Below are 20,996 nucleotides of genomic sequence, written 5' to 3' on the forward strand. Positions count from 1 at the left end.
CAGCGAAATCGACAGATTACCTACCGCGTTCAAGATGCCAAGTTCACAACCTGGCCATCTCTGGCACCATGAACCGCTCACTGCACTGAATTCGGTATTACAGCGCGTACGCAGTCCGTACGCAGCAGCGCCACACGGCACCGGCTCTCACCAACGAGCCCAACGACGATTCGCCCCGGTCAGACCAACCCGCCAACGCCGCCAACCACTCACATGCCGGGCAAAACAGACTCAGGAGGCCCCCCTGAAGCGGGTATCGCAGGTTCGAATCCTGCCGAGGGCACACCATCAGCGCCGGATATCGCCGAAGTCCCCGGCCGAGCGCCTACCCTGAACGACACGAATGCCCCACCGGATAGGTCCCGGCGGGGCATTCGTCCGTCCGGGCAGTGATCAGGCTGCGATGCGGTGTGACCCGGGCCTTCGGGCGGGCGTTGCGTCCCTCACCGGCCGCGGTCGTCTCGTGTGGGCGGCAGTGGCCCGTCGCTCCCGTTCGATCCGCACTCTGATCGCACTCACACTGTTCTCCGGGGGGATTCGCTCCGGCCAGAGCGTGGCCCGGAGCAGTGCGCCGCCGGGGACCAAGAACGCCATAATCCATCCCCAGAACAGGGCGGTCTCGTGGTGGGCCAGACAAGTGATCATCTCTCCAGGTCCTCTCGCGCCAAATCTGTTGGACTCCAATGAATCTCACGAACACTTACGGGCTCCACTTCGATGACGGTCACGCCCAGCGGCTCCAGGGCCGACACGTCGGTCTCCAGTTCGCGCAAATGCGCCGGGTATTCGTCCATGGGCACGGGCCAACCGTCCGCGCCTACCACCGACCACGACCCGTCCGAGCCCTGGAGGTAGCGACCCCCGGGCTCCACGCGCCGCGGCGCGGATTGCCTTGCGGGCCGCGCCCTTCGGCGGCTCATCGCGCGTACCTCCGGAACTTCGTGGTCCAGGCCGCACGCCCCCTGGGGGTGATCGACCATCGGGACGCGTGCGGGACGGCCATTACCAGCCCGCGTGACTCCAGTTGCCCGATCGCCCGGCGGGCCGACCAGCCGGTGATCCCAGCCTGTTCGCTGATCTGCGCTGCGGTCAGCCTCTCGCCGGGTGCGAGCACCCCCAGCACCGCCGCCTCTGCCATCGCCCCGGCTGCCATCGGCACCCCCTTGTAGTCAAAATCCGTCCCCGCACTGCCCGAACGCGCCTTGTGCGTATACGCAGATGCGTATACGCACAAGGCTCACGCACGCACAGGTTTTGATGTGTCATGACTGCCAACACCCACAATGGGTATACGCAGTTGCGTATACTGAAGATCATCCATTGCACTGCACCAAGCATCGAGGGGGCTGAAACGTGGTGGGAGAACCTGCCTACGTCTCCATCGCAGGCGAGTACGCGCACCGAATCCGAACGGGGATACTGTCACCCGGATCTCAGCTGCCCAGCCTCGCCGAGATGGCCGCCGACAACGGCGTCTCGGACATTGTGATCCGCAGGGCGATCAAGCTCCTGCTAAGCCAAGGCCTGGTCCGCACGATCGAGCGTCGCGGGACCTTCGTCGCAGATCGACCGAACCTGATCCGGGTCTCGCCTGAACGGCAAATGGAAAGTCCCGAAACAACCTTCGGTCATGAGTCTGATCACGCGGTTCGAATCGAACGCGACTCACAGCGCATACACGCTCCCGCGACCATCGCGGAGCCGCTGGGCCTCGCCAATGGCGCTGAGATCACCCACGTCGCCACCCGTACCAGCGAGAACGGCAAACCGATCTCGATCTCCGATTCCTACCAACCCGTGGGCATCCACGGCACGACTGCCGCGGCGTTCCTGGAGGAGACGATCGCCGACCGACTACCGACACAAGCCCATGCCACATGGCTTGGTACGCCCGCAGGCGAGTTGGTCAAGACGGTCCATCAGCGCTTCGTCGACCCTGATGGCCGAGTGATCATGATTTCCGACGTGTCCTATCCGCTCAACCGGTACGACGCGTTCGTGTTCCGCATGGCACTCACAGGTGACGACGAGTCCTGAAGGCGACTACCGGCGCACCCACCCTTGAGCGACGTCGGACAGGTTCCACCACGAAACATATTGGGATGGAGCAGATTTAAGCTCCCAACCTTCGACCAGTGCATCGAAGAAGGCATCATCACCGGTCTTGCCGCCCTTGGGTTCACCGACGAAGATCAGTCGTTGACCTCCGTGCGCGGCAAACCGTGCGAGAGCCTCGGAGGCCATCGGACTTCCCCATCCGGGCGGCCAGCACATCAGAAGCGTGTGATCGGCCTTGCCGTCGGTCCGATCCAAGTACTGTTCCACACTGCCGATGCCATGCCAGACATCACGCTGACCAGCGGCGTCGGGGAACGAGACGTTATCGGCGATATCCGGCGGTTCCGAGTCGTAGGCGTCTGTCTCCACCCCTGCACGCTCGAGCTGCGCAGCCCAATACCCACGCCCTGCACCGAGTTCGACGACACTACTTGCTCCGCAGAACTCCCGGACCCACATGACCGTTCGTGGGGACGGGATGGCGTACGCGTATGCGGACTGAAGGATCGTTTGAGCGAACGCGAGTCGAGCGCTACCGGACGGTTTGCCGCCATCCACAACCCATCGGCCATCCCGCTCTGACACCGAAGACTCCACGATGTCCCAGTAGGGATTCCCGCTCGGCGACTCGCCGCCCGTCATGTAGTGCACAAGCTTCAGATCGAACGCTGCGTCGGCATCCTGATCACCCGTGCCAGGCAACATCGGCGCGGTCTCCAGGTACTCCGCGACCCTCGGGTACCGTGCCCGCAAGCCCTGCTCGTCACCGAGTAGCGCGGCCAGCTCACTCCGCCGCTCGGGAGTCAGCGCGAGATCAGCCATGACCCCAATTCTGCCTGTCCGCCGATCAATGTAGTTCCACTTCAATATGATCGGGCACGTCAGGCCCAGCCGGCCCGTCGACTTCTGACCTCCGCACCGAACGTATCGAGTGAGGAACCCCAGTCGATCCCGCCTCACCGAATCGGGCGCAGGCATGTCCCCGCAGTGCCTCACCCCGCTGTTGGCCTCGCCCTTTCTCTTTGGCCCGATCGTCTCGCTCCAGGAGGATTCGACAGGGGCCGGATCGAGCGATCAGCGGCATGAGCGGATGTTTGTGAGTCAACCGCCGCGCCACTGAAATGCCGTTATGGACAAGGCCGTCAGTCTTCGACAACTGGGCCAGACCGTAACACCCGTCCCCGACACAACCTGTATTAACCAGCATCCGAACCCTTCTGCGCCCCTTCACGTTCAGACCCGAGCGTGCGCGAACCGGCATCGATTCACACCTCCGAGCTTCGTCGAGACATGTCGAGACACCCCGCGCACGTCGATACCAGACGTACGAAATTCGGTGCGGGCTCAGGCGGTTATCGCAACACATAGTTGAGTGCTTCTGATGGTGTGCGGAATCCGAGGGTTTGTCGAGGACGGCCGTTGAGTTCGTCGGCGATGGCATCGAGATCGGCTTGGCTGTAGGTGCGAAGGTCGAGGTGGCGGGGAAGGTATTGGCGTAGAAGGCCGTTGGTGTTTTCGTTGCTGCCCCGCTGCCATGGACTCTTCGGATCGCAGAAATAGACCGGGACACCGGTGGCGACGGTGAAGGCGGCGTGTTCGGTCATTTCGATGCCTGCGTCCCAGGTCAGGGTTCGTCGTAGCGCGGCGGGCAGGGTCACGACTTTCGTGGCCAAGGCCTCGGCGACGTTTCCCTATCTCGCGGCCGCCGGAAGCCGATGGGGGCTGACGAGCCGGGTGCGACTCACTGCGCCGCTACGACGTGTGGGGCTCGATCTCCGTGTTGGAGGTCGAGACCGGGGTGAATCTGACCAATCTCACCGACAAGTCCATGCCTGCCCAACAGGACTGTCAGTGGCACGCCGCGGACGGTCCGACAGTCCACCCGGAGCGGTGGTTTCGGTCCCGCTCAACGACCCGACCCTGCTAATGAGCAACGCTCCACCATCGTTGGACTTCCAGCCCGCGTGTGGAACATCAGCCGACGAGCGGCCGGCCGATGCGTAATCACTACGACGACGAAGCACTGGGGCCCCTGGCCTGGCCAACACCATTCCGAATCCCGACCGGCCGTGCAGCGAACTCCTCTACACCCAGGTGATTCTCCCAACCCAAATCCAACTTGGGCAGGCCTGCCAGGCTGCGACCTCGGTCGCTACCCAGGTGCTGTCCCGTTGGCCCGCGCACTAGGTTTGCCATATCTATTGGTGGCGAAGCTCACTTGCCGGGTTTGATGGTCTCTACGACTTGTTTGAGGGTATCCAACCGTTCCTTGCCCACGAGCCCGGTCACGACGATCCAAAGCAGAGCCCAAACTACGGCCGGCATCAGCAATGAGCTGCCGGACCAGTCAAGCAGCGTGATCTTTTGTTGTATGAGCACAAAAACGCCCACCAGCGGTGCGATAGCGATTGCGACGGCGGCAATCCGCTGGGTGACTCTCATCGGCTGTGCCTCTATAGGATTCGGGGACAGCGGCAGATCATGGTAGCGCTCGGCGGCGATGATGCCGAGCAGGTCGACCACCTGGTTGAAAATATCGCGTTCCGTGTTCACCTGAGGGAAAAGCACCCAGGTACGCAACTCACGAAAGTACTGCGCCGCTAGCTGGATTCGCTCCCTGTCGGCCCTGTTCGCAGTGCTTGGGACTACTCGTTCGATATCGCGGGCGATATACCCAAGTCGCTGCAACCATAGCTTTCTGGAGATCTCATCGCCGAAGGCGATATCGGGTTCCCTTCTCATCCTGAGCAGCTTGGTGGCCTGGAAGAAGATGCCCGAGCGTGGATCCAACGCCAAGTGTCGTCGAAACGCGATGGCCGACAAGGCCGCCAGCATCGTCACCGGCACGACTGCGACGAAAGCGCCGTCTACTTGCAGCCACGCCAAGTGAAACGCCCACCACCCAGGGTGTTCGACCGATCCAAACGACAGTAGGTAGACGATCGGCCACCACGTAGCTACAACGAACGGGAGGAGTAGTGCCGGAATGTCTGTATCCGCTTTGCCGCCAACCCGTTGACTGCGTTCCAGCCCGGACCGGAAATAGTCCTTCCTCGCGAAACCATCGAGCCTGGTCAACAAGAAGATCAGCCACTCGTAACACAGTCCGGCTATCGCGATGGTCAGCACTCCGACGATCAACCCCAGCACCCGCTGCCACTGATGTCCGAGGAACCAAGCCTCGAGCGCAGGCGGCAAGATCAGTGCGAGAAGCAACACCATTCCTGGCACTATGCGCGTGATGACCCGCTCGAATCGCTGCACCCTTAGCTCAGCGTCCGCGACTCGGTAGGTGAGCTTGTCCACCTCATCCTGCAGCTGTGCAGAGTAGTGCGAGTCCCACGCACCGACGTGCGGCGCAATACAATCCGCGATCTCGCTGATGCGTTGTCGCAGTGCATCTTCGTGTGCCGGCAGCGTGCTCACTGCATCCCCCAAGCTTGGCCCGATCGTCCGAGCGCAGGCTATCGTGTGCCACCGACAGTCCACTCAGTGCACGCCTGATTTGTCGACGCCTCGAGACCTCCCGCCTCGCGTCTCGCGGAAGTGCTTTGCCAGGCTGCATCCGCGCCCCCAGACTCCGATGGCCGGACGCTGGAATGCGCCCGGCCATCGGCCGAGGAACGGTCAGAGCTCGAATTCGGCTCGGACCTGGTCTTCGGTGAGGCCGTAGTCGGCGAGCGAGTACTTGTGGACCGGTTTGCGGTCGCCGGACTTGCTCTCCTCGTCGAGGGCGGTCATGGAGGACCGCGCCGAGTCGGTGTAGTCCAGCCCGAACTTCGAGTAGATCTTCTCGACGGTGGCGAACGGGTCCGCGCGCAGTTCGTCGAATTCGATGTCCAGGAACTGATCCGGGTTGTACCGGGCGCGTGCGGTATTGAATTCACGCAGGCCGCGCGACCACAGTTCCAGCTGGGACGAACCGATCTTCTCGCCCACGAAGGTGGTGGACCAGCCCGCGGTCGCCTGCTCGGACAGACTGCACGAGGAGCCGACGATGGTGACCGGGTCGCGGTGGGTCTGGATGATCAGCGCGTCGGGGTACACCTTCATCAGCGCGTCCAGGGCGAACAAATGGCTGGGGTTCTTGAGAACCCAGCGCCGTTCGTCACCGAGCCCGATCAGCTGCAGGTTCTGCTTGTGCCGGGTGTAGGCGTCGGTCCAGTCCTGCTTGCGCAGCCACTCCGAATACGTCGGCAGGTAGGCCAGCGATTCGTAGGAGATGGATTTCACCGTCTGGCGCAGCAGCTGCCAGCACTCCTCCACCTCGGCGGCGGTCATGTAGTGCACGCCCATGAATTCCGGATTCTCGATCCGGTGCTGGGCGAAGCCCTTGTCGACGGCCTGGTAGACAGGGTTGTCGGCCCAGGTGTCGCGGGGCGGCCGCGGCTGCGGGAAGTCGGCGAGCCACATTTCCAGGGCCTGGTGCTGCGGGTCGGCGGCGAGCAGGCGGTGCAGGGCGGTAGTGCCGGTGCGGGGCAGGCCGGTGACGAAAATCGGGCGGGTGACCTTGGTTTCGGTGTACCCGGGGTTGGCCTTCCAGCTGGCTTCGCTCAGCGCGCGGGCGACGAGCGCGCCGCGCAGGAAGTAGCGGCTCATCTTGGAGCCGATCTCGGTGAGCCCGGCGTCGCGCTGGTAGGAATCCAGCAGCACGCCCAGCGCCTCGTGGTGGTCATCGGACCCGAAGTCGGTGAGCCCGCAGACCTTGGTGGCCGAGGCGTGCAGGTCCTCGACGGTGCCGACGTTGGTACGTCCGGTCATGGTGATGAAACTCCTTGCTCAGACGTGGTATTCGCCGCAGTTGACGTCGATGGTCTGCCCGGTGACGGCGTTCGCGAACGGCGACATCAGGTAGACGATGGTCTGCGCGATCTCGTCGGGCAGCGGCAGCCGCTTCAGGTCGGACTTGGACGCGGTCTGCTGGTAGACCTGCTCCTCGGTGATGCCGTACTTCTTGGCGATCTCCGCGAAATACCACTTCAGCTGGTCGGTCCAGATGTAGCCGGGCAGCACGCTGTTGACGCGAATACCCTTCTCCCCCAGCTCGGTCGCCAGGGTCTGCGACATGGCCAGCAGCGCCGCTTTGGCGATCTTGTAGCTGCCGTAGCGGGGCTCGCTGTGCCGCAGCACCATGGAGTTGACCATGACGATCGACCCCTTGGTCTCGGCCAGCCCGGGCGTGAACGCCTGCGTCATGCGCAGATTGCCGAGCACGGTCAGGTCCACGCTCTCGCGGATCTGCTCGAAGTCGGTGCGCGCCAGCGGCTTCATCGACGGCACCTTGAACGCGTTGTTCACCAGCGCGTCGACCCGGCCGAACGTCTCGAGGGTCTGCTTGGCGAGGTTCTCGACGGTCGCCTCATCGGTGATATCGGTGGGCACGCACAGGGTTTCCGCGCCGCCCTCGGCCGCGATCTCGTCCGCGACCTCCTTCAGCTTGGATTCGGTGCGCGCGGCCAGCACGACCTTGGCTCCGGCGGCCGCCGCCTCGAGCGCGATGGAACGGCCCAGACCGGGCCCGATTCCGCTGACCACGACGACCTTGCCGTCCAGCAGACCGGTCTTCAGACGGCTCATCCCAGCATCCTTTCCGCGAAGGCGCGCTGGCGTGCGGCGATCCGCTCACGCCATCCGGCCTCGTCGATTCGATTCAGTTCATGGTGCGGCAGGCGTTCCGCCACTTTGTCGAACGGCACCAGTTCGATGGTCGGCCCGTCCTCGGGCGTCATCGTCCGCGAGACCCGCTGCCAGCGGAACTGGAGGATGCCGAGCTTGCGCCCGGTGGTCTCGATCCAGTTGGCGACGCCCGGATTCCGCGCCGACACGACCATGCGGATCATCCCGTCCGGATCCACCTGCGCCTGCCGGTGATTCAGCGAGGTCTGGTGGTTGACGTAGTCGAGGGAGATGTACCAGCGGCTGCCCAGCTGGAATCCCTGGTACGGCGCATCGGATTTCGGCACGGTGATGATGAGCGCCTGGTCGTCCTCGAGCTCGAAGTGCCCGACCGAGGAGTACTGGGTGCTCAGCCCGCCCGGCGTGAGCCGCGGTTCGGTCAGCGTGTTGACCGGCAGGTTCAGATAGAACCACTTCGGGAAGTTGAACCAGGTGTGCACCCGGGTCAGCAGCATGCGCCCGGCCGCCCGGTACCGCTTGCGCAGCTGTTCCACGCCCGCTTCGACCGGCGCGGTGCCGATGGTGTCCACCCGCTCGATGCGAATGGTGCCCTTGCGCTCCGCGTTCCAGTCGCCGTACACCTCGCGCACGGCCAGCATGGACGCGCCCTCGGCGAGCACGAAGTAGTTCGGCTCCGGGTTCTCCTTGGGCGGCCCGAAACGCAACTGGTAGCTGCCGTCCGCGTTGATCTCCAGCCGCCGGTCGTCGAACGCGTCGTCGCCGTTGGGCACATCGGAGGCGGTGTAATCGCCCTTGAGCACCTGGAAACTCAGGTCGACGGTGCTGCCGCGCACACCGGTGAGCAGGTATTCCGCACCCGGCTCGATATTGGCGCTGTAGTACAGCGTGTCCGGATTATCCAGGCCCATCTTGGTGTAGGGCCCGGTCGCGGTGACCAGGTACGGGTGCGAGGTGCCGTGCGCCCGGGACAATTGCAGCACCGCGGCGATACCGGCCTGCAGATAGTCGTATCCCTCGGCCAGGTCGTGCGGGTCGCGGATGAAATCCGCACCGGCGATGAGCTTCTCGGCCTCCGCGACGGCCGCCAGGAACGGTTCCGTGAGCGGCTGTTCGGCCTTGTCGTTGTCTGTCATCAGCTGTCAGCGATCCCTAGTGTCTCTCGAATTCGATGGGCGATCTCGGCCGGCGTCCCGTCCGAGGGGGTGATGGTGAGGTCGGCGAACTCCGGCCGCTCGTACGGTGAGCTGACACCGGTGAATTCGGGCAGTTCCCCGGCGCGGGCCTTCCGGTACAGGCCCTTCGGGTCCCGCAGCTCGCACTCTTCCAGGGGCGTGTCGACGAAGATCTCCCGGAACGGAAGATGCTTGGCGTCGTGCAGTTTTCGCGCCTCGCGTCGTTCGGCGCGGAAGGGGCTGATCAGCGAGACGATCGCGACCACGCCCGCGTCGGCGAACAGCGCCGCCACCTCGGACACGCGGCGGATGTTCTCGCGGCGATCCTCATCGGTGAAGCCCAGGTTCTTGTTCAGCCCGTGCCGCAGATTGTCGCCGTCGAGCAGATAGGCGGGCTGCCCGGAGGCGATGAGCTGACGCTCCAGTTCCACTGCGATGGTGGATTTCCCGGAGCCCGACAGCCCGGTCAGCCACACCGTCGCGCCGGTGCTGAGCCGCTGCCCGCGCTCCACGGCGGAGCTGTGCCACACCACGTTCGAGGCCTTGTGCCCGACCTTCGGCGCGCCCGTGGAGCGTCCGGTGATCATGCCCGCGGCCACCGTCTGGTTGGTGGTCTCGTCGATGAGGATGAAGCTGCCGGTGGCCCGGTTCTCACGGTAGGGATCGAACAGCAGCGCCTGCCGGCTCTCGAGGGTGAGGCGCCCGATGTCGTTGAGCCCCAGCGTTTCCGCGTCGGTCTGCCGGTGCAGGGTGTTCACGTCGAGCCGGTAGTCCAGGTCGGTCACCTCGACCTTGGAGGTCTGGGTGGCGGTCCGGATCGAGTACGAGGCGCCCGCGCGCAGTTCGGTGTCGTCGGAGAACCAGCACACCATGGCGTCGAGTTCGCGATCGGTGTGCGGCTGGTTGCCGGGCCGGGCGAGCATATCGCCACGGCCGATGTCGATCTCGTCGTCGAGGGTGAGCGAGACCGCCATGCCGGTGAACGCCTCGTCCACCTTGCCGCCGCCCGGCCCCCAGATCTGGTTGACGTGGCTGGTGCGTCCCGACGGCAGCACCACGACCTCGTCGCCCGGCTTGAAGATGCCGCCCGCGACGGTGCCCGCGTAACTGCGCTGGCTCTCCCCGTGCGGCCGGATCACGTACTGCACCGGCAACCGGTTGTCGATCAGGTTGCGGTCGGAGGCGACGTGCACTTCCTCCAGGTGCCGCAGCAGCGGCGGCCCCGGATACCAGCCCGCGGTGCGCTCGGAGGCGTCCACCACATTGTCGCCGTGCAGCGCCGACACCGGCACGAAGCTGAGGTCGCCGACATCGAGCTTGGTGGCGAAATCCGCGAATTCCGAACGGATCTCCTCGAACCGCTGCTCGGACCAGTCGACCAGGTCCATCTTGTTCACGCACAACACCAGGTGCCCGACGCCCAGCAGCGAGGACAGGAAGGCGTGGCGGCGGGTCTGCTCGGAGACGCCCTTGCGCGCGTCGACCAGGATCAGCGCCAGGTCCGCGGTGGACGCGCCGGTCACCATGTTCCGGGTGTACTGCACGTGCCCGGGAGTGTCGGCGATGATGAACTTGCGTCGCGGCGTGGTGAAGTAGCGGTAGGCGACGTCGATGGTGATGCCCTGCTCGCGCTCGGCGCGCAGGCCGTCGGTGACCAGCGACAGGTCGGGTCCGTCGCCGCCGCGCGAGAGGCTGGCCCGCTCGATGGCGTCGAGCTGATCGCTGAACAGGCTCTTGGAGTCGAACAGCAGCCGCCCGATGAGGGTCGACTTGCCGTCGTCCACACTGCCGGCCGTGGCGATCCGTAACAGGTTGCGGCGCATCAGAAGTAGCCCTCTCGCTTGCGATCTTCCATGCCGGACTCGGAGATCCGGTCGTCGGCGCGGGTGGCGCCGCGCTCGGTCAGGCGGGTGGTCGCGGTCTCGGCGATCACCTCGACCGGGTTGGACGCGCCCGATTCCACGCAGCCCGTGCAGTCGGCGTCGCCGAGGGTGCGGAACCGGACGGTCGCCTCGAATCGCCGCTCGTCCGCGCCGAATTCCAGGAAGCGGTTCTCCGCCAGCAGCATTCCATCGCGCTCCACCACGGTGCGGCGGTGCGCGTAGTACAACGACGGCAGCTCCACCTCGGCCTGGTCGATGTACTCCCAGATGTCGAGCTCGGTCCAGTTGGACAGCGGGAAAACGCGAATGTGCTCGCCCTTCCGATGCCGCCCGTTGTAGAGGTTCCACACCTCCGGCCGCTGCGCGCGCGGATCCCACGCGCCGTACTCGTCGCGGAAGCTGAACACCCGCTCCTTGGCGCGCGCCTTCTCCTCGTCGCGCCGCGCCCCGCCGAAGACCGCGTCGAAGCGGTGCTCGCGGATGCTGCGCAGCAGGGTGGCGGTCTGCAGCCGGTTGCGGGTCTCGCCCGGGCGCTCGGTGACCCGGCCCGCGTCGATATCGTCCTGCACCTTGCCGACCAGCAGCTGGGCGCCCAGTCGCGCCGCCGTGCGATCCCGGAAGTCGATGACCTCGTCGAAGTTGCGCCCGGTGTCGATGTGCAGCAGGGCGAACGGCAGCGGCGCGGGCCAGAACGCCCGCCGCGCCAGTTCCAGCATGACCGCCGAGTCCTTGCCACCGGAGAACAACAGCACCGGCCGCTCGAAGGTGGCCGCCACCTCCCGAATGATGTGCACCGATTCCGCCTCCAAGGCGTTCAGGTGCGACAGCTCATATCCCGTGCGCATCTCTCGTCCCATTCGCCGCGTCTGTCGAACCGGTCGGGTTCTTGCCAACCCTTGCGGTGTCGAATATTCGACGCTATTGTTCGATAATGTGACACCGACGATAAGTCGGTACCGGGCGACGGTCAATACCCACGCCCGAATTGGCGCGCACCGTCATCACCGGAATCGGCCGCGCCACCGCCGGGACCGGCCCGGTCGGGGTCACGCCGCCGTGCGTGACCGATACACCGACCGATACGATTTCCGCGCGCCCCTCCCGCACCGCGGGACCGACACATGCAGGAATCGAGTTGCCTGAATCCACCACCGCACCAGTGGCTTCCACCCCCGCGACGGTGACCGAACCCTGCGCGTCGCCCCCGACCCACCGCGTCGTGCAGGCGATCGAACTGCTGTCCCGGCATTCCGGCGAGCGCCTGTCGCTGGCCGCGATCGTGCGCGCCACCGGCATGTCCCGTGCCACCGCGCACGCCGTGCTCACCCAGCTGTGCGCCGACGCCTGGACCGTCCGCGACCCCGAGGGCAACTACAGCCTCGGCCTGGGCCTGCTCGCCGTGGCCCGCCGCGCCGACACCGCCTTCCCGGTCCGCAGCCTCGCCCTCGGCGCGATGCACACCCTCGCCGCCGACGCCGGCGTGCCGGTCTTCCTCGCCGAACGCGAATTCCAGAGCGGCTCCCGCGCCGCCGCCAAGCCGGACGCCGCCCCGGACACGATCGTCATCACCGAAGTCCTGGGCACCCCCTCGGCCCCCTGGATCCGCCCGGCCCGCCGCATGCCGTTCGCCCCGCCGGTCTGCCGCGAATTCGTCGCCTGGGCGCCCGAATCCGAGCGCGCCGCCTGGCTCGCCGCCGCCGACCCGGCCCACCGCGACCGCCTCGCCGCCGTCCTCGACGCCATCGCCACCCGCGGATACTCCGTCGAACGCCTGGCCGACGACTCCGCCCCGATGCTGGAAGCCCTGGGCGCCCTACGTCATTCGCCCGTCACCGATCCCCTGCGCCACCGCCTCAGCGCCATGATCGCCGACCTCATCACCATCGACTACCTACCCGACGAACTGGGCGACCAGAACGCCGTCGTGTCCGTAGCCGCCCCCATCTTCTCCCCCGACGGCCCCGTCATCGCCTCCATCGTCGCCTGCCCCGACACCAATCTCTCCGCCGCGGGCCTCGGCGACCTGGCCGCCGCCACCATCGCCGCCGCCGACACCGTCACCACCTCCCTCCGCAGCTGACACCCGCGGGCCACCGACAACGGAGCCGAGTCATAGCGCAGTGCGCGGCGTCGCCGCGCCGCGGACTACGTCGCCGCGCTGTGACAACTCGCGCGGGCCGCGGATCTCCTCGCACACTCGCAATACGGCCCGCACCGAGTCGGTGCGGGCCGTCGAATCAGACTGCGACGTCAGCGATTCGCCAGTTCGGCGAGCTGGAAGGCCAGCTTGTAGCGGAACGCCGGAATGCGGGCGAGGGTGCTGATCACCAGGTTGCGGATCATGCGGGCGGGGCGGGCACGGAGGGTGGCCATGCGGGTGACCCGGTCGGTGAAGGCGACGACGCCGAGAGCCACCGGGCGACGGGTCTTCTCGTAGTCGTCGAGGAGCGAGGCGGGGGCGCCCGCGACCACGGCGGCCAGCAGGCGACCGAGGACGACCGCGTCCTGGATGCCGGTGTTCATGCCCTGACCGCCCGCGGGGCTGTGGACGTGCGCGGCGTCGCCCGCCAGCAGGACGCGGCCCGCGCGGTAGTGGTCGGCGACGCGGTGGTGGACGCGGAAGCGTGAGCTCCAGACGATCTCCTCGACCTTCGCGTGAGCGCCCGGGCGGCGGGCGTCGACCAGGCCCTGTACGTAGGCGAGGTCCTGGTGCTCGGGCGCTTCGGCGACGGTGGCGACGATGCGGAAGCGGTCGGGCCGCGCGTCCGGCAGCGGGGCGATGACGGTGACACCCTCGGGCGAGAGCTGCAGGCAGACTTCGTCTCGCGGCTCCGGCCAGGTCATGCGGACGTCGGCGAGCACGAAGGACTCGGGATAGGTGGCGCCGGTGAAGCCGATCCCTGCCGCCTCCCGCACCTTGCTGTGCATGCCGTCCGCGCCGATGACCCATTCCGCGCGAACCGAATTCGCGACGCCGTCGGCATCGGTGAAGTCGACGGTGACGCCGTCCGCGTCCTGGGTGAGCCCGGTGACCTCGGCGTGCCGGACCACCTGCACGCCCGCCTTCTCCAGCCGTGCCAGCAGGATCGCCTCGGTGGATTCCTGACCGAGCATGACGGTGTAGGGGTGTTCGGTGGGCAGCCCCGCGAAGGAGACGCGGGCCAGCGTCCGGTCGCCGTCGCGCATGACGAAGTTCGGCACCACGAGCCCCTGCTCCAGCAGCCGCTCGGTGACCCCGAACTCCTCGAGCACCTCCAGCGTGCGAGCGTGCACCACCACGGCACGCGAGGTGTTGGCCCCTTCGGCGAGCCGATCGAGCAGCACCACGTCCACGCCCGCGTCGGCGAGCGCGATTCCGGCGGTCATGCCGGCGGGACCGGCACCCACGATGACGACCTGGGCGGTGGCGGGCACTGCGTTCATGACAACTCCCGAATTTATGCCAACACTTGTTGGCCAACGTCTGTTGAATTAGACGGTACGACTCGGTCAGCGCGATGTCAACACTTGTTGGCCAACGATTGTTGGCAACCTTTCAGCGGTCGGTCGCCGCGGCCAGGGACTGGAAGACTCCCGCTGTGCGGCTGTGCGGGGTCGCGCAGTAGACGATCACCCGCTGATCGGTGTCGGAGATGTGCAGCACCTGGCACTGGAAATCCAGCGGGCCCAGTTCCGGATGGCGGATGCGTTTGCGGTGGGTGCGGCGCACCTCCACGTCGTGCGCGCCCCACATGTCGGCGAAACGTGGTGAGGTGCCCAGTAATTCGGTGACCAGCGCGGCGAGCGCCGGATGCCCCGGGTAGCGGGCGTAGGCCGCGCGCAGGTCGGCGATGAGGGCGCGGGCGAAGTCGCGGGTGTCGGCCTCGGCCCACTGCGGGTGGTCGACGGCCTCCCGGAACATCCAGCGGATCATATTGCGCTCGTGACCGGGCACGGTGTCGAGATCGCCGACGAACGGGGTCGCGGCCCGGTTCCAGGCCAGCACCTCGTAGGTGGCGTCCACCACGTAGGCCGGGGTGGCGAGCGCGTCGAGAATGGTCCGGACCGACTGCGGCACCGTCTTGTTCGGCCCCGCCACCACCGGCGGCGCCTCCCCCGCGATCCGGAACAGGTATTCGCGTTCGTCGACGGTCAGCATGAGCGCGCGGCCGATCGCCGCCAGCACCTGCCGCGAGGGTTTCGCCCCGCGCGCCTGCTCCATGCGGATGTAGTAGTCCACCGAGATCCCGGCCAGCTGCGCCACCTCCTGACGCCGCAGGCCGGGCGCGCGGCGGTTCAGGCCCAGGGGCAGTCCGACGTCGGTGGGTGTCAGCCGGTTGCGCCTGGCCTTGAGAAAGGCCGCGAGCTCGCTACGGTCAGCCATTACTCCAGTGTGGGCCGATATTCCCGTTCAGGGTGGTACAAACCGGCCCTCCCACGGAATCCGCTGCCGCGCGAAGCTTTTCGCATGAGCAGAACAGCATTCATCACCGGAGCCAACAAGGGCATCGGCTACGAGACCGCCCGGCAGCTGGCCGCGCGCGGCATGACCGTCCTGATCGGCGCGCGCGACCCCGGACTCGGGCAGGCCGCCGCGGACAAGCTGCGGGCCGAGGGCGCGGACGCCCACTTCATCCAGATCGACGTCGCCGACGAGGATTCCGTCACCCGCGCCGCCACCCGCATCGAGTCCGAGTTCGGCAGGCTCGACGTGCTGGTCAACAACGCCGCCATCACCGGCGGTCTGGAAGGCGACGGCAAGGCGTCCTCGGGCACCCTCGCCACCCTGCGACACGTGTACGACACCAACGTCTTCGGCCTGATCGCGGTCACCAACGCGCTGCTGCCGCTGCTGCGGCGCGCGGAGGCCGCGCGAATCGTCAACGTGTCCAGCGAAGTCGGCTCCCTCACCGCGCGCACAGATCCCGACAGCCCGCTGTCGCGGATGCCGTCCGCGATCCCCTACACCGCGTCCAAGACCACCGTGAACATGGTGACGGTCCTCTACGCGCAGGAGCTGCAGGACACCCCGATCAAGGTGAACGCCGCCAACCCCGGCTACACCGCCACGGATCTGAACGGCCACAGCGGTTTCCGCACCCCCGAACAGGGCGCCGAACCCAGCGTGTACCTGGCGACCCTGCCCGCCGACGGACCGACCGGCACTTTCTGGGGCCACGTGTGGGGTAGCGAGGAGTACGCGCGGCTCGCCTGGTGAGGGCTACCAGCTGCCCGTCGACGGCGGGTCGCCACGGTGCCACATATCGTTGCGATCACGCATACAGCGCGGCTGCCACCATTCGTGGAGTTGCTTGCAGTGGTGGATGAACCAGGCGTCGCCCTGATCGCCGCCGCCATCGCGGTCCGAGCCCTGGTCGTCGTGGCGAGCGGCGACCGGGCTCGCCACCGCAGTGGTCGCCGGCGCGGCCTGGGCCGCGGCCAGGCCCGTCACCAGTGGCGCCGTCACCAGCACGGCCGCCAGCGCGGCCGCGGGAGTTCTTCCGAACATAGGATCACTTCTTCGTATCACGGAGTGCACCAATACGATCCATGACCAATCCCCCAGCCCTTCCAGGCGTGGACCGCGACGACCATTGAACGCCGCCCGCGTCACGCCGCAAGGGTCACCGGGATCCACTTTCAGCGGATCTTCCGCTTTCGGACGTAATAAACCGTCTATACGACTGGACGCCCGCTCGTCTTCTCGTGCAGCAGCAGAAGCGAATACGCGGCAACGGTCTGCGCGTCCACGATCGCCCCCGTCCGGATCAGGTCCTCGAACTCGTCGCGGGTGAACCACCCCGACTCCATGTCCGCCTCCGACGGCTCCCGCTCGTGCGGCCCCTCGGTCAGCTCGGTCGCCAGCACCACCGTCCCGTAATGCGTACTGGTCGCCGGAGCCGGAGCCACCTTCCCCAGCACCGTCAGCGTCCCCGCCCGCAACCCGGTCTCCTCCCGCAGCTCCTGCCGGGCCACCTCGACCAGATCGCCCTCTCCCGCCACCGCCCCACCCGGGAACTCCCAGCACCGCCGCTGCAACGGATACCGGAACTGCTCCACCAGATGGAACCGCTCCCCGTCCCACGGAATCACGATCGCGAAGTCCGACTTCCGGATGAAGGCATAGATCGACTCCTCCCCATCGGCCTGCCGGACCACATCCTCCCGCAGCGTGATCCACCGATTCGAATACACCTCACGACCGCTCACCGTCTCCATGCCCCGATCCTCCCTCATCCGGACCGAGATCAGCGGAGTCCGGAGATCGCGGGCTACTATCCGGCCGTGCGTGTGGGAGGGAAGCAGGTGACCGAGGGCGCGGCCGTGGCCGCGGTGGCCGCGGTATCGGCTGGATTCACGGCGATCTACTGGCGCGACCATCCGCTGATGGCGCTGTTCCCCTGGTACTACTACGGCGCGCTGATGCTGGCAGTCCTGATACACGAACTCGGACACCTGGCGGTAGGACGACTTTTCGGCGCGTATCCCCTGATCGTGTGCATCGGAACGCGGCCCGGCGCCGGTGGTCTGCGCTTCGAATTCGGTTCGGTGACGGTGCGGCTGGGTCTGTATCCGGGCGGACGGGTGCACTGGTCGGTGCGACCGAGCCCGCGCGGCGAGCGGCTGACCGTTGCCGCGGGGCCGCTCGCGAACCTGATCTCCGCGGGCATCTTCGCCGCGGTCTGGGCGCAAGCAGCTCTGCCGCTGCCGGTGGGGTTTTCGTTGACGGCGCTTTCGGCAATGCTCGGGCTGAGCAACTTGCTGCCGTTCCGAACTCGCGACGGCAGCTACAGCGACGGCGCGCAGCTCTTCGGAACCGTCCCGGCCGACGCCGTGCCGACGCTGTCCGACCGGACCCGCATCGACTTCGACAGCTCCCCGCCGCCCGACCCTCAGCCCGCCGCCTCCAGCGACGAGACCCTCCAGCGGGCCGCCGGAACGGTCCGGGCACTGTGCGAGATCGCGCTCACCAAACCCGATCTCTCCGCCGCCGAGCTGGAGCTCACCGGCACCCGCATCGCCTGGCTGGCCGAGAACGCCCCGCGCACACCGCAGGTCGAGGCCGTGCTCGCACTCTACGAGCGGCGCGTGGGCGTCGCGTCAGAGCTGGCGGGCGGGAGCTAGCGCGTCGCGGGCGTCCATGAGGGCGAAGCCGAGTAGGTTCTCGCCGCGCCACAGCGCCGGGTCGGCGGCGTCGGGATTCTCGGCGCCCAGCCCGATGCCCCAGATGGTGTCGCGGGGTGCGGCTTCCACCAGCACCTTCTCGGTGGTGGCGAGCAGGAAGTCGCGCAGCGCGTCGTGCTGGCCGAATTTGGCGATGCTGCCGCGCAGCACGATGTCGAAGCGGTGGGCTTCCCAAGTGTCCTGATCGAAGCCGGAGATGGCACGGCCCAGGCGTTTCGCGTCCGCGGGGGTGTCGCTGGTGAGGATGCGGGTGCGCATGTCCTCGTCGCCGAACAGGCGGGCCTTCTCGGCCATCATGAAATGTTCGGCGCTGGAGTAGGTCTGGCCGTCCACGGTGAAGTCGACGGGCCACCACTGGCTGAGCACCCATGTGCCGACCTCGTGCCCGGGGGTGCGGGTGTGCCCCCAGAAGAAGAGGAACTCCGGTCTCGCTCCGGCCGCCATATCCGCTGCAAGCTGCGCCCTGTCCACGCCGCGACCCTAGCCGACCCAGATGACACAGTCGTGAAGAAATCCCGCCACACCGGCGACGCGCCGCCCGAATCAGCGGGCCAGCGCGCGTAGTCGGGCCATGACCTCGGCGGGCGGATGGTCCTGGACCCGGAAACGCGGCGGGTCGTACTCGTCGGCGAGTTCCAGTGGCACCAGCCCGGACACGTCGTCCCAGGCCACCCGGAAGACATCGCCGTCGCCGGTGACGAAGCAGATGTAGTCCGCGGCGGGCAGCAGATTCGTCGCGCCGTCGGTCCAGGAGGTCATGGTGTACTCGCTGCCGTCGGGCGCGCTCACCAGCAGCAGCTCCATGATCGCGCCCTCGCGGTCGTCCTCCTCGCGCAGATTCTCGGTCTGAGACCGGTACGCGCCGACCACGAGTTGCGCCTGCGCGTGCCGGATCTCCGCGTACGCCGGATGATCCTCGGGCACCCGCAGCGGCGTCAGGTCGCCGTTGTCGTCCACGGTGTACGGCACCGCCGACAAGGGGCGCAGCGCGGCCTCGTGCCGTTCGGAGGCCAGCGCGAGCAGTTGCGGCATGGCCGCGGGCGTCGCGCCGAGCACGACCAGCATGCCGAGGTGTCCCGGCAGGAAAAGCAGTGGCGTGGTGCCGGTTCGGGCCCCCACCCCCGCCAGCCAGCCCGCCACCAGCGGCAGCGAGCCGACGTAGTTCTCGCCGTCGTCATCGGTGAAATCCAGCACCCGCACGCCCTCCGCCTGATCGAAGGCGGTCATGGTGCTCATGGCCAGTTCGGTGAGATTGGCGTGCGCGACCGCGTACACCTGCTCCTCGTCCACTCCCCAGCGCGAAAGATCCTGCCGTGTCACGAATTGCACGGTGCTGGGCAGATCGATCACCACCAGCTCGCACAGATACGGCAGCGCCGGCCGGGTGAGCACCATGTCCCGGCCGTCCGCCTCGGCGACCCGCACCGCCCCGTACCCGGCCCGCCGCACCACCGGCCGCAGCTTGGGCGACACCTCGTCCCAGCTCTCCCGCGCGGCGGGCGGCAACAGCATGCTGTCGATCACGGCGAACAGCTCCGCGCCGACCTTCCCCCCGAACCGGCGATAGAGCGTCTCCAGTTTCAGTGTCGCGGCGTACCCGTTCCGCAGCCGGCACGCGATCTCGAACGCCTCCGGGTCGAACCGCGCGAATTCCACCACCTCGTACCCCCGCACCTGCTCCAAGATCTTCTTGCCGAACCGATCTCGCGGCGACCCGAAAACCCCACCCAGGAAACTCATAGGCCGGACTCTACGCGCGAGCGCAATTCGCGCGGTTGTGGTTAGCTGTAGCGCCATGAGCACGCCCGTCTCCACCCACCCCGACGAGTTTCTGCCCCGCGACACCGCGGATGTGGTTCGGACCGTTCGGGATTCACGTCGTTCGACGAAACCGCTGATCATCCGGGGTGGGGAACGTCCGGACGAGGAGTTCGGACTGCCCGTGCAGGGCACCACCCTGAGCATGCGGAAGATGAACCGCGTACAGGTTGTCGACGCCGATGCCAGGACTGTGCGCGTGCAGGCGGGGGCACGGCTGTCCGACATCGATCGCACCCTGGGCGCGCACGGGCTCGGGCTGCCCATCGTGGGCGACCATCGCGACATCACGGCGGGCGGATTCGCGGCGGTGGGCGGGCTGTCGGCGGCGTCGCATCGCTTCGGCATGTTCTCCGACAATGTCGTCGAACTCGAATACGTCGATCAGGACGGGCGATTCGGCACCTGCGGGCGCACCCACCACGCGGAACGCTTCCGCAAGATCCTGGGCGGCGGCGGGCGCACCGGCATCATCACCGCGCTCACCCTCGAGGTGACCGGCGTGGACAAGGACCGCACCTGGCTCACCACCGACGCGCACCGCTTCCTGGACTTCGACACCTGGGTGGAGCACTCCTTCCGCGAGATCCAGTCCCCGGGCGACTCCATGCTGCAGGTTGGCCGCTGGATCGACACCGCGCCGCTGAAGGTCGCGCGCCCGGTCGGCACCGGCACCGTGCAGCTGGGCACGGTCCGTTTCGGCCAGTGGTCGAGCCTGCACCCCACCACCCCCAACCTGTCGCTGCGCGCCCGGCGTGAGGTCGGCGCCCGCGCCCGGAAGTCGCTGGGCGCCATCGCCGCCTCGGCGGGCGGCCGCGCCGGCATGCCGGTCCGCAATGCCGCGGCGGGCGCGCTCATGTTCGCTCCGAAGGTGCTGACGCTGCGCGACGCGGAGTACCTGGCCGACACCGTGATCAGCTCCTCGGAGCGCGGACCGGCCTACCGCATCTCGCTTTTCGCGCCCATGTCCAACTACGCGCGGGTGTTCCACGGCCTGCACGACCTGTTCTCCGGGCACCGCGAGCGCACCGGCTGCTTCACCGTGATCTCGGCCATGACCTACGGTGTGCGCTCCCGCTACCTGCGTGAACTCGACGACGAGGACCACGGCTTCATCACCTTCACCTGCCGGTTGCGTCCGGCGGCGCTGCCCTCGGAACTGTTGCGGGACATCGTGTCCGGAATCGACGAGATCTGTGTGGCCGAACGCGCCCGGCGTTATGACCCGACCGAATAGAATGTGTTCCGCCGCTCACCCAGCAAT

19 protein-coding genes and 1 pseudogene are annotated in these 20,996 nt (G+C 67.1%); 5 read left to right on the forward strand and 15 right to left on the reverse strand.

Annotated features, from left to right (window positions below):
• Positions 1-641: 641 nt before the first annotated feature.
• Positions 642-800 (reverse strand): hypothetical protein, encoded by a 159-nt coding sequence (locus ACWEOI_RS30695; RefSeq protein ID WP_452361835.1) that lies wholly within the window; start codon positions 798-800, stop codon positions 642-644.
• Positions 801-1,356: 556 nt separating this feature from the next.
• On the opposite strand from ACWEOI_RS30695, the gene ACWEOI_RS30700 reads away from it, so the two are divergent.
• Positions 1,357-2,037, forward strand: coding sequence for a GntR family transcriptional regulator (locus ACWEOI_RS30700; RefSeq protein ID WP_433673426.1), 681 nt, complete (start codon positions 1,357-1,359; stop codon positions 2,035-2,037).
• A 6-nt stretch (positions 2,038-2,043) separates the two neighbouring features.
• On the opposite strand, the gene ACWEOI_RS30705 is transcribed toward ACWEOI_RS30700, so the two are convergent.
• The 8 genes and pseudogenes from ACWEOI_RS30705 to cysD form a co-directional block, all read right to left on the reverse strand.
• Positions 2,044-2,880, reverse strand: coding sequence for a hypothetical protein (locus ACWEOI_RS30705; RefSeq protein ID WP_433666864.1), 837 nt, complete (start codon positions 2,878-2,880; stop codon positions 2,044-2,046).
• 530 nt (positions 2,881-3,410) lie between these two features.
• A pseudogene (locus ACWEOI_RS30710) lies at positions 3,411-3,743 on the reverse strand (IS30 family transposase); the annotation flags it as partial.
• Between the two features lie 529 nt (positions 3,744-4,272).
• Entirely contained in the window at positions 4,273-5,484 is a 1,212-nt protein-coding gene (locus ACWEOI_RS30715) for a hypothetical protein (RefSeq protein ID WP_452361836.1), read from the reverse strand.
• A 201-nt stretch (positions 5,485-5,685) separates the two neighbouring features.
• A complete protein-coding gene (locus ACWEOI_RS30720) occupies positions 5,686-6,825 on the reverse strand; it encodes a sulfotransferase (protein WP_433673427.1) in 1,140 nt (379 codons plus the stop codon).
• 12 nt (positions 6,826-6,837) lie between these two features.
• Positions 6,838-7,635 carry an SDR family oxidoreductase gene (locus ACWEOI_RS30725; RefSeq protein ID WP_379273674.1) on the reverse strand — a complete coding sequence of 266 codons (798 nt, stop codon included), beginning with the start codon at positions 7,633-7,635 and terminating at the stop codon, positions 6,838-6,840.
• Positions 7,632-8,828, reverse strand: a complete 1,197-nt coding sequence (locus ACWEOI_RS30730; RefSeq protein ID WP_433666870.1) for a hypothetical protein — start codon at positions 8,826-8,828, stop codon at positions 7,632-7,634. The genes ACWEOI_RS30725 and ACWEOI_RS30730 overlap by 4 nt, the downstream gene beginning before the upstream one ends.
• Positions 8,828-10,690, reverse strand: a complete 1,863-nt coding sequence (gene cysC / locus ACWEOI_RS30735; protein WP_452361837.1) for an adenylyl-sulfate kinase — start codon at positions 10,688-10,690, stop codon at positions 8,828-8,830. The genes ACWEOI_RS30730 and cysC overlap by 1 nt, the downstream gene beginning before the upstream one ends.
• Positions 10,690-11,595, reverse strand: coding sequence for a sulfate adenylyltransferase subunit CysD (cysD, locus tag ACWEOI_RS30740; protein ID WP_357094822.1), 906 nt, complete (start codon positions 11,593-11,595; stop codon positions 10,690-10,692). Before cysD ends, cysC begins: the two co-directional genes overlap by 1 nt.
• A 314-nt stretch (positions 11,596-11,909) precedes the next feature.
• On the opposite strand from cysD, the gene ACWEOI_RS30745 reads away from it, so the two are divergent.
• Entirely contained in the window at positions 11,910-12,830 is a 921-nt protein-coding gene (locus ACWEOI_RS30745) for a helix-turn-helix domain-containing protein (protein WP_433666873.1), read from the forward strand.
• Positions 12,831-13,000: 170 nt separating this feature from the next.
• Here ACWEOI_RS30745 and ACWEOI_RS30750 read toward each other — a convergent pair whose 3' ends face one another.
• Entirely contained in the window at positions 13,001-14,173 is a 1,173-nt protein-coding gene (locus ACWEOI_RS30750; RefSeq protein ID WP_452361838.1) for an FAD-dependent monooxygenase, read from the reverse strand.
• A gap of 112 nt (positions 14,174-14,285) precedes the next feature.
• Positions 14,286-15,113, reverse strand: coding sequence for a helix-turn-helix transcriptional regulator (locus tag ACWEOI_RS30755; RefSeq protein ID WP_357094813.1), 828 nt, complete (start codon positions 15,111-15,113; stop codon positions 14,286-14,288).
• A gap of 84 nt (positions 15,114-15,197) precedes the next feature.
• Here ACWEOI_RS30755 and ACWEOI_RS30760 point away from each other — a divergent pair, with 84 nt between their 5' ends.
• Positions 15,198-15,947: an SDR family oxidoreductase gene (locus tag ACWEOI_RS30760; protein ID WP_452361839.1), complete on the forward strand. Its 750-nt coding sequence runs from the start codon at positions 15,198-15,200 to the stop codon at positions 15,945-15,947.
• Between the two features lie 3 nt (positions 15,948-15,950).
• Here the strand turns inward: ACWEOI_RS30760 and ACWEOI_RS30765 are convergent, their stop codons facing one another.
• Both ACWEOI_RS30765 and ACWEOI_RS30770 read right to left on the reverse strand, forming a co-directional pair.
• Positions 15,951-16,238: a hypothetical protein gene (locus tag ACWEOI_RS30765; RefSeq protein WP_452361840.1), complete on the reverse strand. Its 288-nt coding sequence runs from the start codon at positions 16,236-16,238 to the stop codon at positions 15,951-15,953.
• 167 nt (positions 16,239-16,405) lie between these two features.
• On the reverse strand, positions 16,406-16,948 hold the full coding sequence (locus ACWEOI_RS30770; protein ID WP_433666877.1) for an NUDIX domain-containing protein: 543 nt from the start codon (positions 16,946-16,948) through the stop codon (positions 16,406-16,408).
• Positions 16,949-17,014: 66 nt separating this feature from the next.
• Here ACWEOI_RS30770 and ACWEOI_RS30775 point away from each other — a divergent pair, with 66 nt between their 5' ends.
• Positions 17,015-17,854 carry a site-2 protease family protein gene (locus tag ACWEOI_RS30775; RefSeq protein ID WP_452361841.1) on the forward strand — a complete coding sequence of 280 codons (840 nt, stop codon included), beginning with the start codon at positions 17,015-17,017 and terminating at the stop codon, positions 17,852-17,854.
• Here the strand turns inward: ACWEOI_RS30775 and ACWEOI_RS30780 are convergent.
• Both ACWEOI_RS30780 and ACWEOI_RS30785 read right to left on the reverse strand, forming a co-directional pair.
• Complete coding sequence (locus tag ACWEOI_RS30780; protein WP_452361842.1) at positions 17,831-18,385, reverse strand: NADAR family protein; 555 nt, start codon at positions 18,383-18,385, stop codon at positions 17,831-17,833. The genes ACWEOI_RS30775 and ACWEOI_RS30780 overlap by 24 nt on opposite strands.
• Before the next feature lie 72 nt (positions 18,386-18,457).
• Positions 18,458-19,654: a hypothetical protein gene (locus ACWEOI_RS30785; RefSeq protein ID WP_452361843.1), complete on the reverse strand. Its 1,197-nt coding sequence runs from the start codon at positions 19,652-19,654 to the stop codon at positions 18,458-18,460.
• 55 nt (positions 19,655-19,709) lie between these two features.
• Between ACWEOI_RS30785 and ACWEOI_RS30790 the strand changes: the two genes are divergently transcribed.
• Positions 19,710-20,969 carry an FAD-binding protein gene (locus ACWEOI_RS30790; RefSeq protein ID WP_433666881.1) on the forward strand — a complete coding sequence of 420 codons (1,260 nt, stop codon included), beginning with the start codon at positions 19,710-19,712 and terminating at the stop codon, positions 20,967-20,969.
• Positions 20,970-20,996: the final 27 nt, after the last annotated feature.

This window comes from Nocardia sp. NPDC004340, assembly GCF_053602575.1.

What these genes read in the sequence shown, in the direction of transcription:
- ACWEOI_RS30730 (WP_433666870.1), bottom strand. Translation starts at nt 8,828, where the DNA reads ATGACAGACAACGACAAGGCCGAACAGCCGCTCACGGAACCGTTCCTG.
- ACWEOI_RS30770 (WP_433666877.1), bottom strand. Translation starts at nt 16,948, where the DNA reads ATGGAGACGGTGAGCGGTCGTGAGGTGTATTCGAATCGGTGGATCACG.
- cysD (WP_357094822.1), bottom strand. Translation starts at nt 11,595, where the DNA reads ATGCGCACGGGATATGAGCTGTCGCACCTGAACGCCTTGGAGGCGGAA.
- ACWEOI_RS30790 (WP_433666881.1), top strand. Translation starts at nt 19,710, where the DNA reads ATGAGCACGCCCGTCTCCACCCACCCCGACGAGTTTCTGCCCCGCGAC.
- ACWEOI_RS30750 (WP_452361838.1), bottom strand. Translation starts at nt 14,173, where the DNA reads ATGAACGCAGTGCCCGCCACCGCCCAGGTCGTCATCGTGGGTGCCGGT.
- ACWEOI_RS30725 (WP_379273674.1), bottom strand. Translation starts at nt 7,635, where the DNA reads ATGAGCCGTCTGAAGACCGGTCTGCTGGACGGCAAGGTCGTCGTGGTC.
- ACWEOI_RS30760 (WP_452361839.1), top strand. Translation starts at nt 15,198, where the DNA reads ATGAGCAGAACAGCATTCATCACCGGAGCCAACAAGGGCATCGGCTAC.
- ACWEOI_RS30765 (WP_452361840.1), bottom strand. Translation starts at nt 16,238, where the DNA reads ATGTTCGGAAGAACTCCCGCGGCCGCGCTGGCGGCCGTGCTGGTGACG.
- ACWEOI_RS30705 (WP_433666864.1), bottom strand. Translation starts at nt 2,880, where the DNA reads ATGGCTGATCTCGCGCTGACTCCCGAGCGGCGGAGTGAGCTGGCCGCG.
- ACWEOI_RS30755 (WP_357094813.1), bottom strand. Translation starts at nt 15,113, where the DNA reads ATGGCTGACCGTAGCGAGCTCGCGGCCTTTCTCAAGGCCAGGCGCAAC.
- cysC (WP_452361837.1), bottom strand. Translation starts at nt 10,690, where the DNA reads ATGCGCCGCAACCTGTTACGGATCGCCACGGCCGGCAGTGTGGACGAC.
- ACWEOI_RS30785 (WP_452361843.1), bottom strand. Translation starts at nt 19,654, where the DNA reads ATGAGTTTCCTGGGTGGGGTTTTCGGGTCGCCGCGAGATCGGTTCGGC.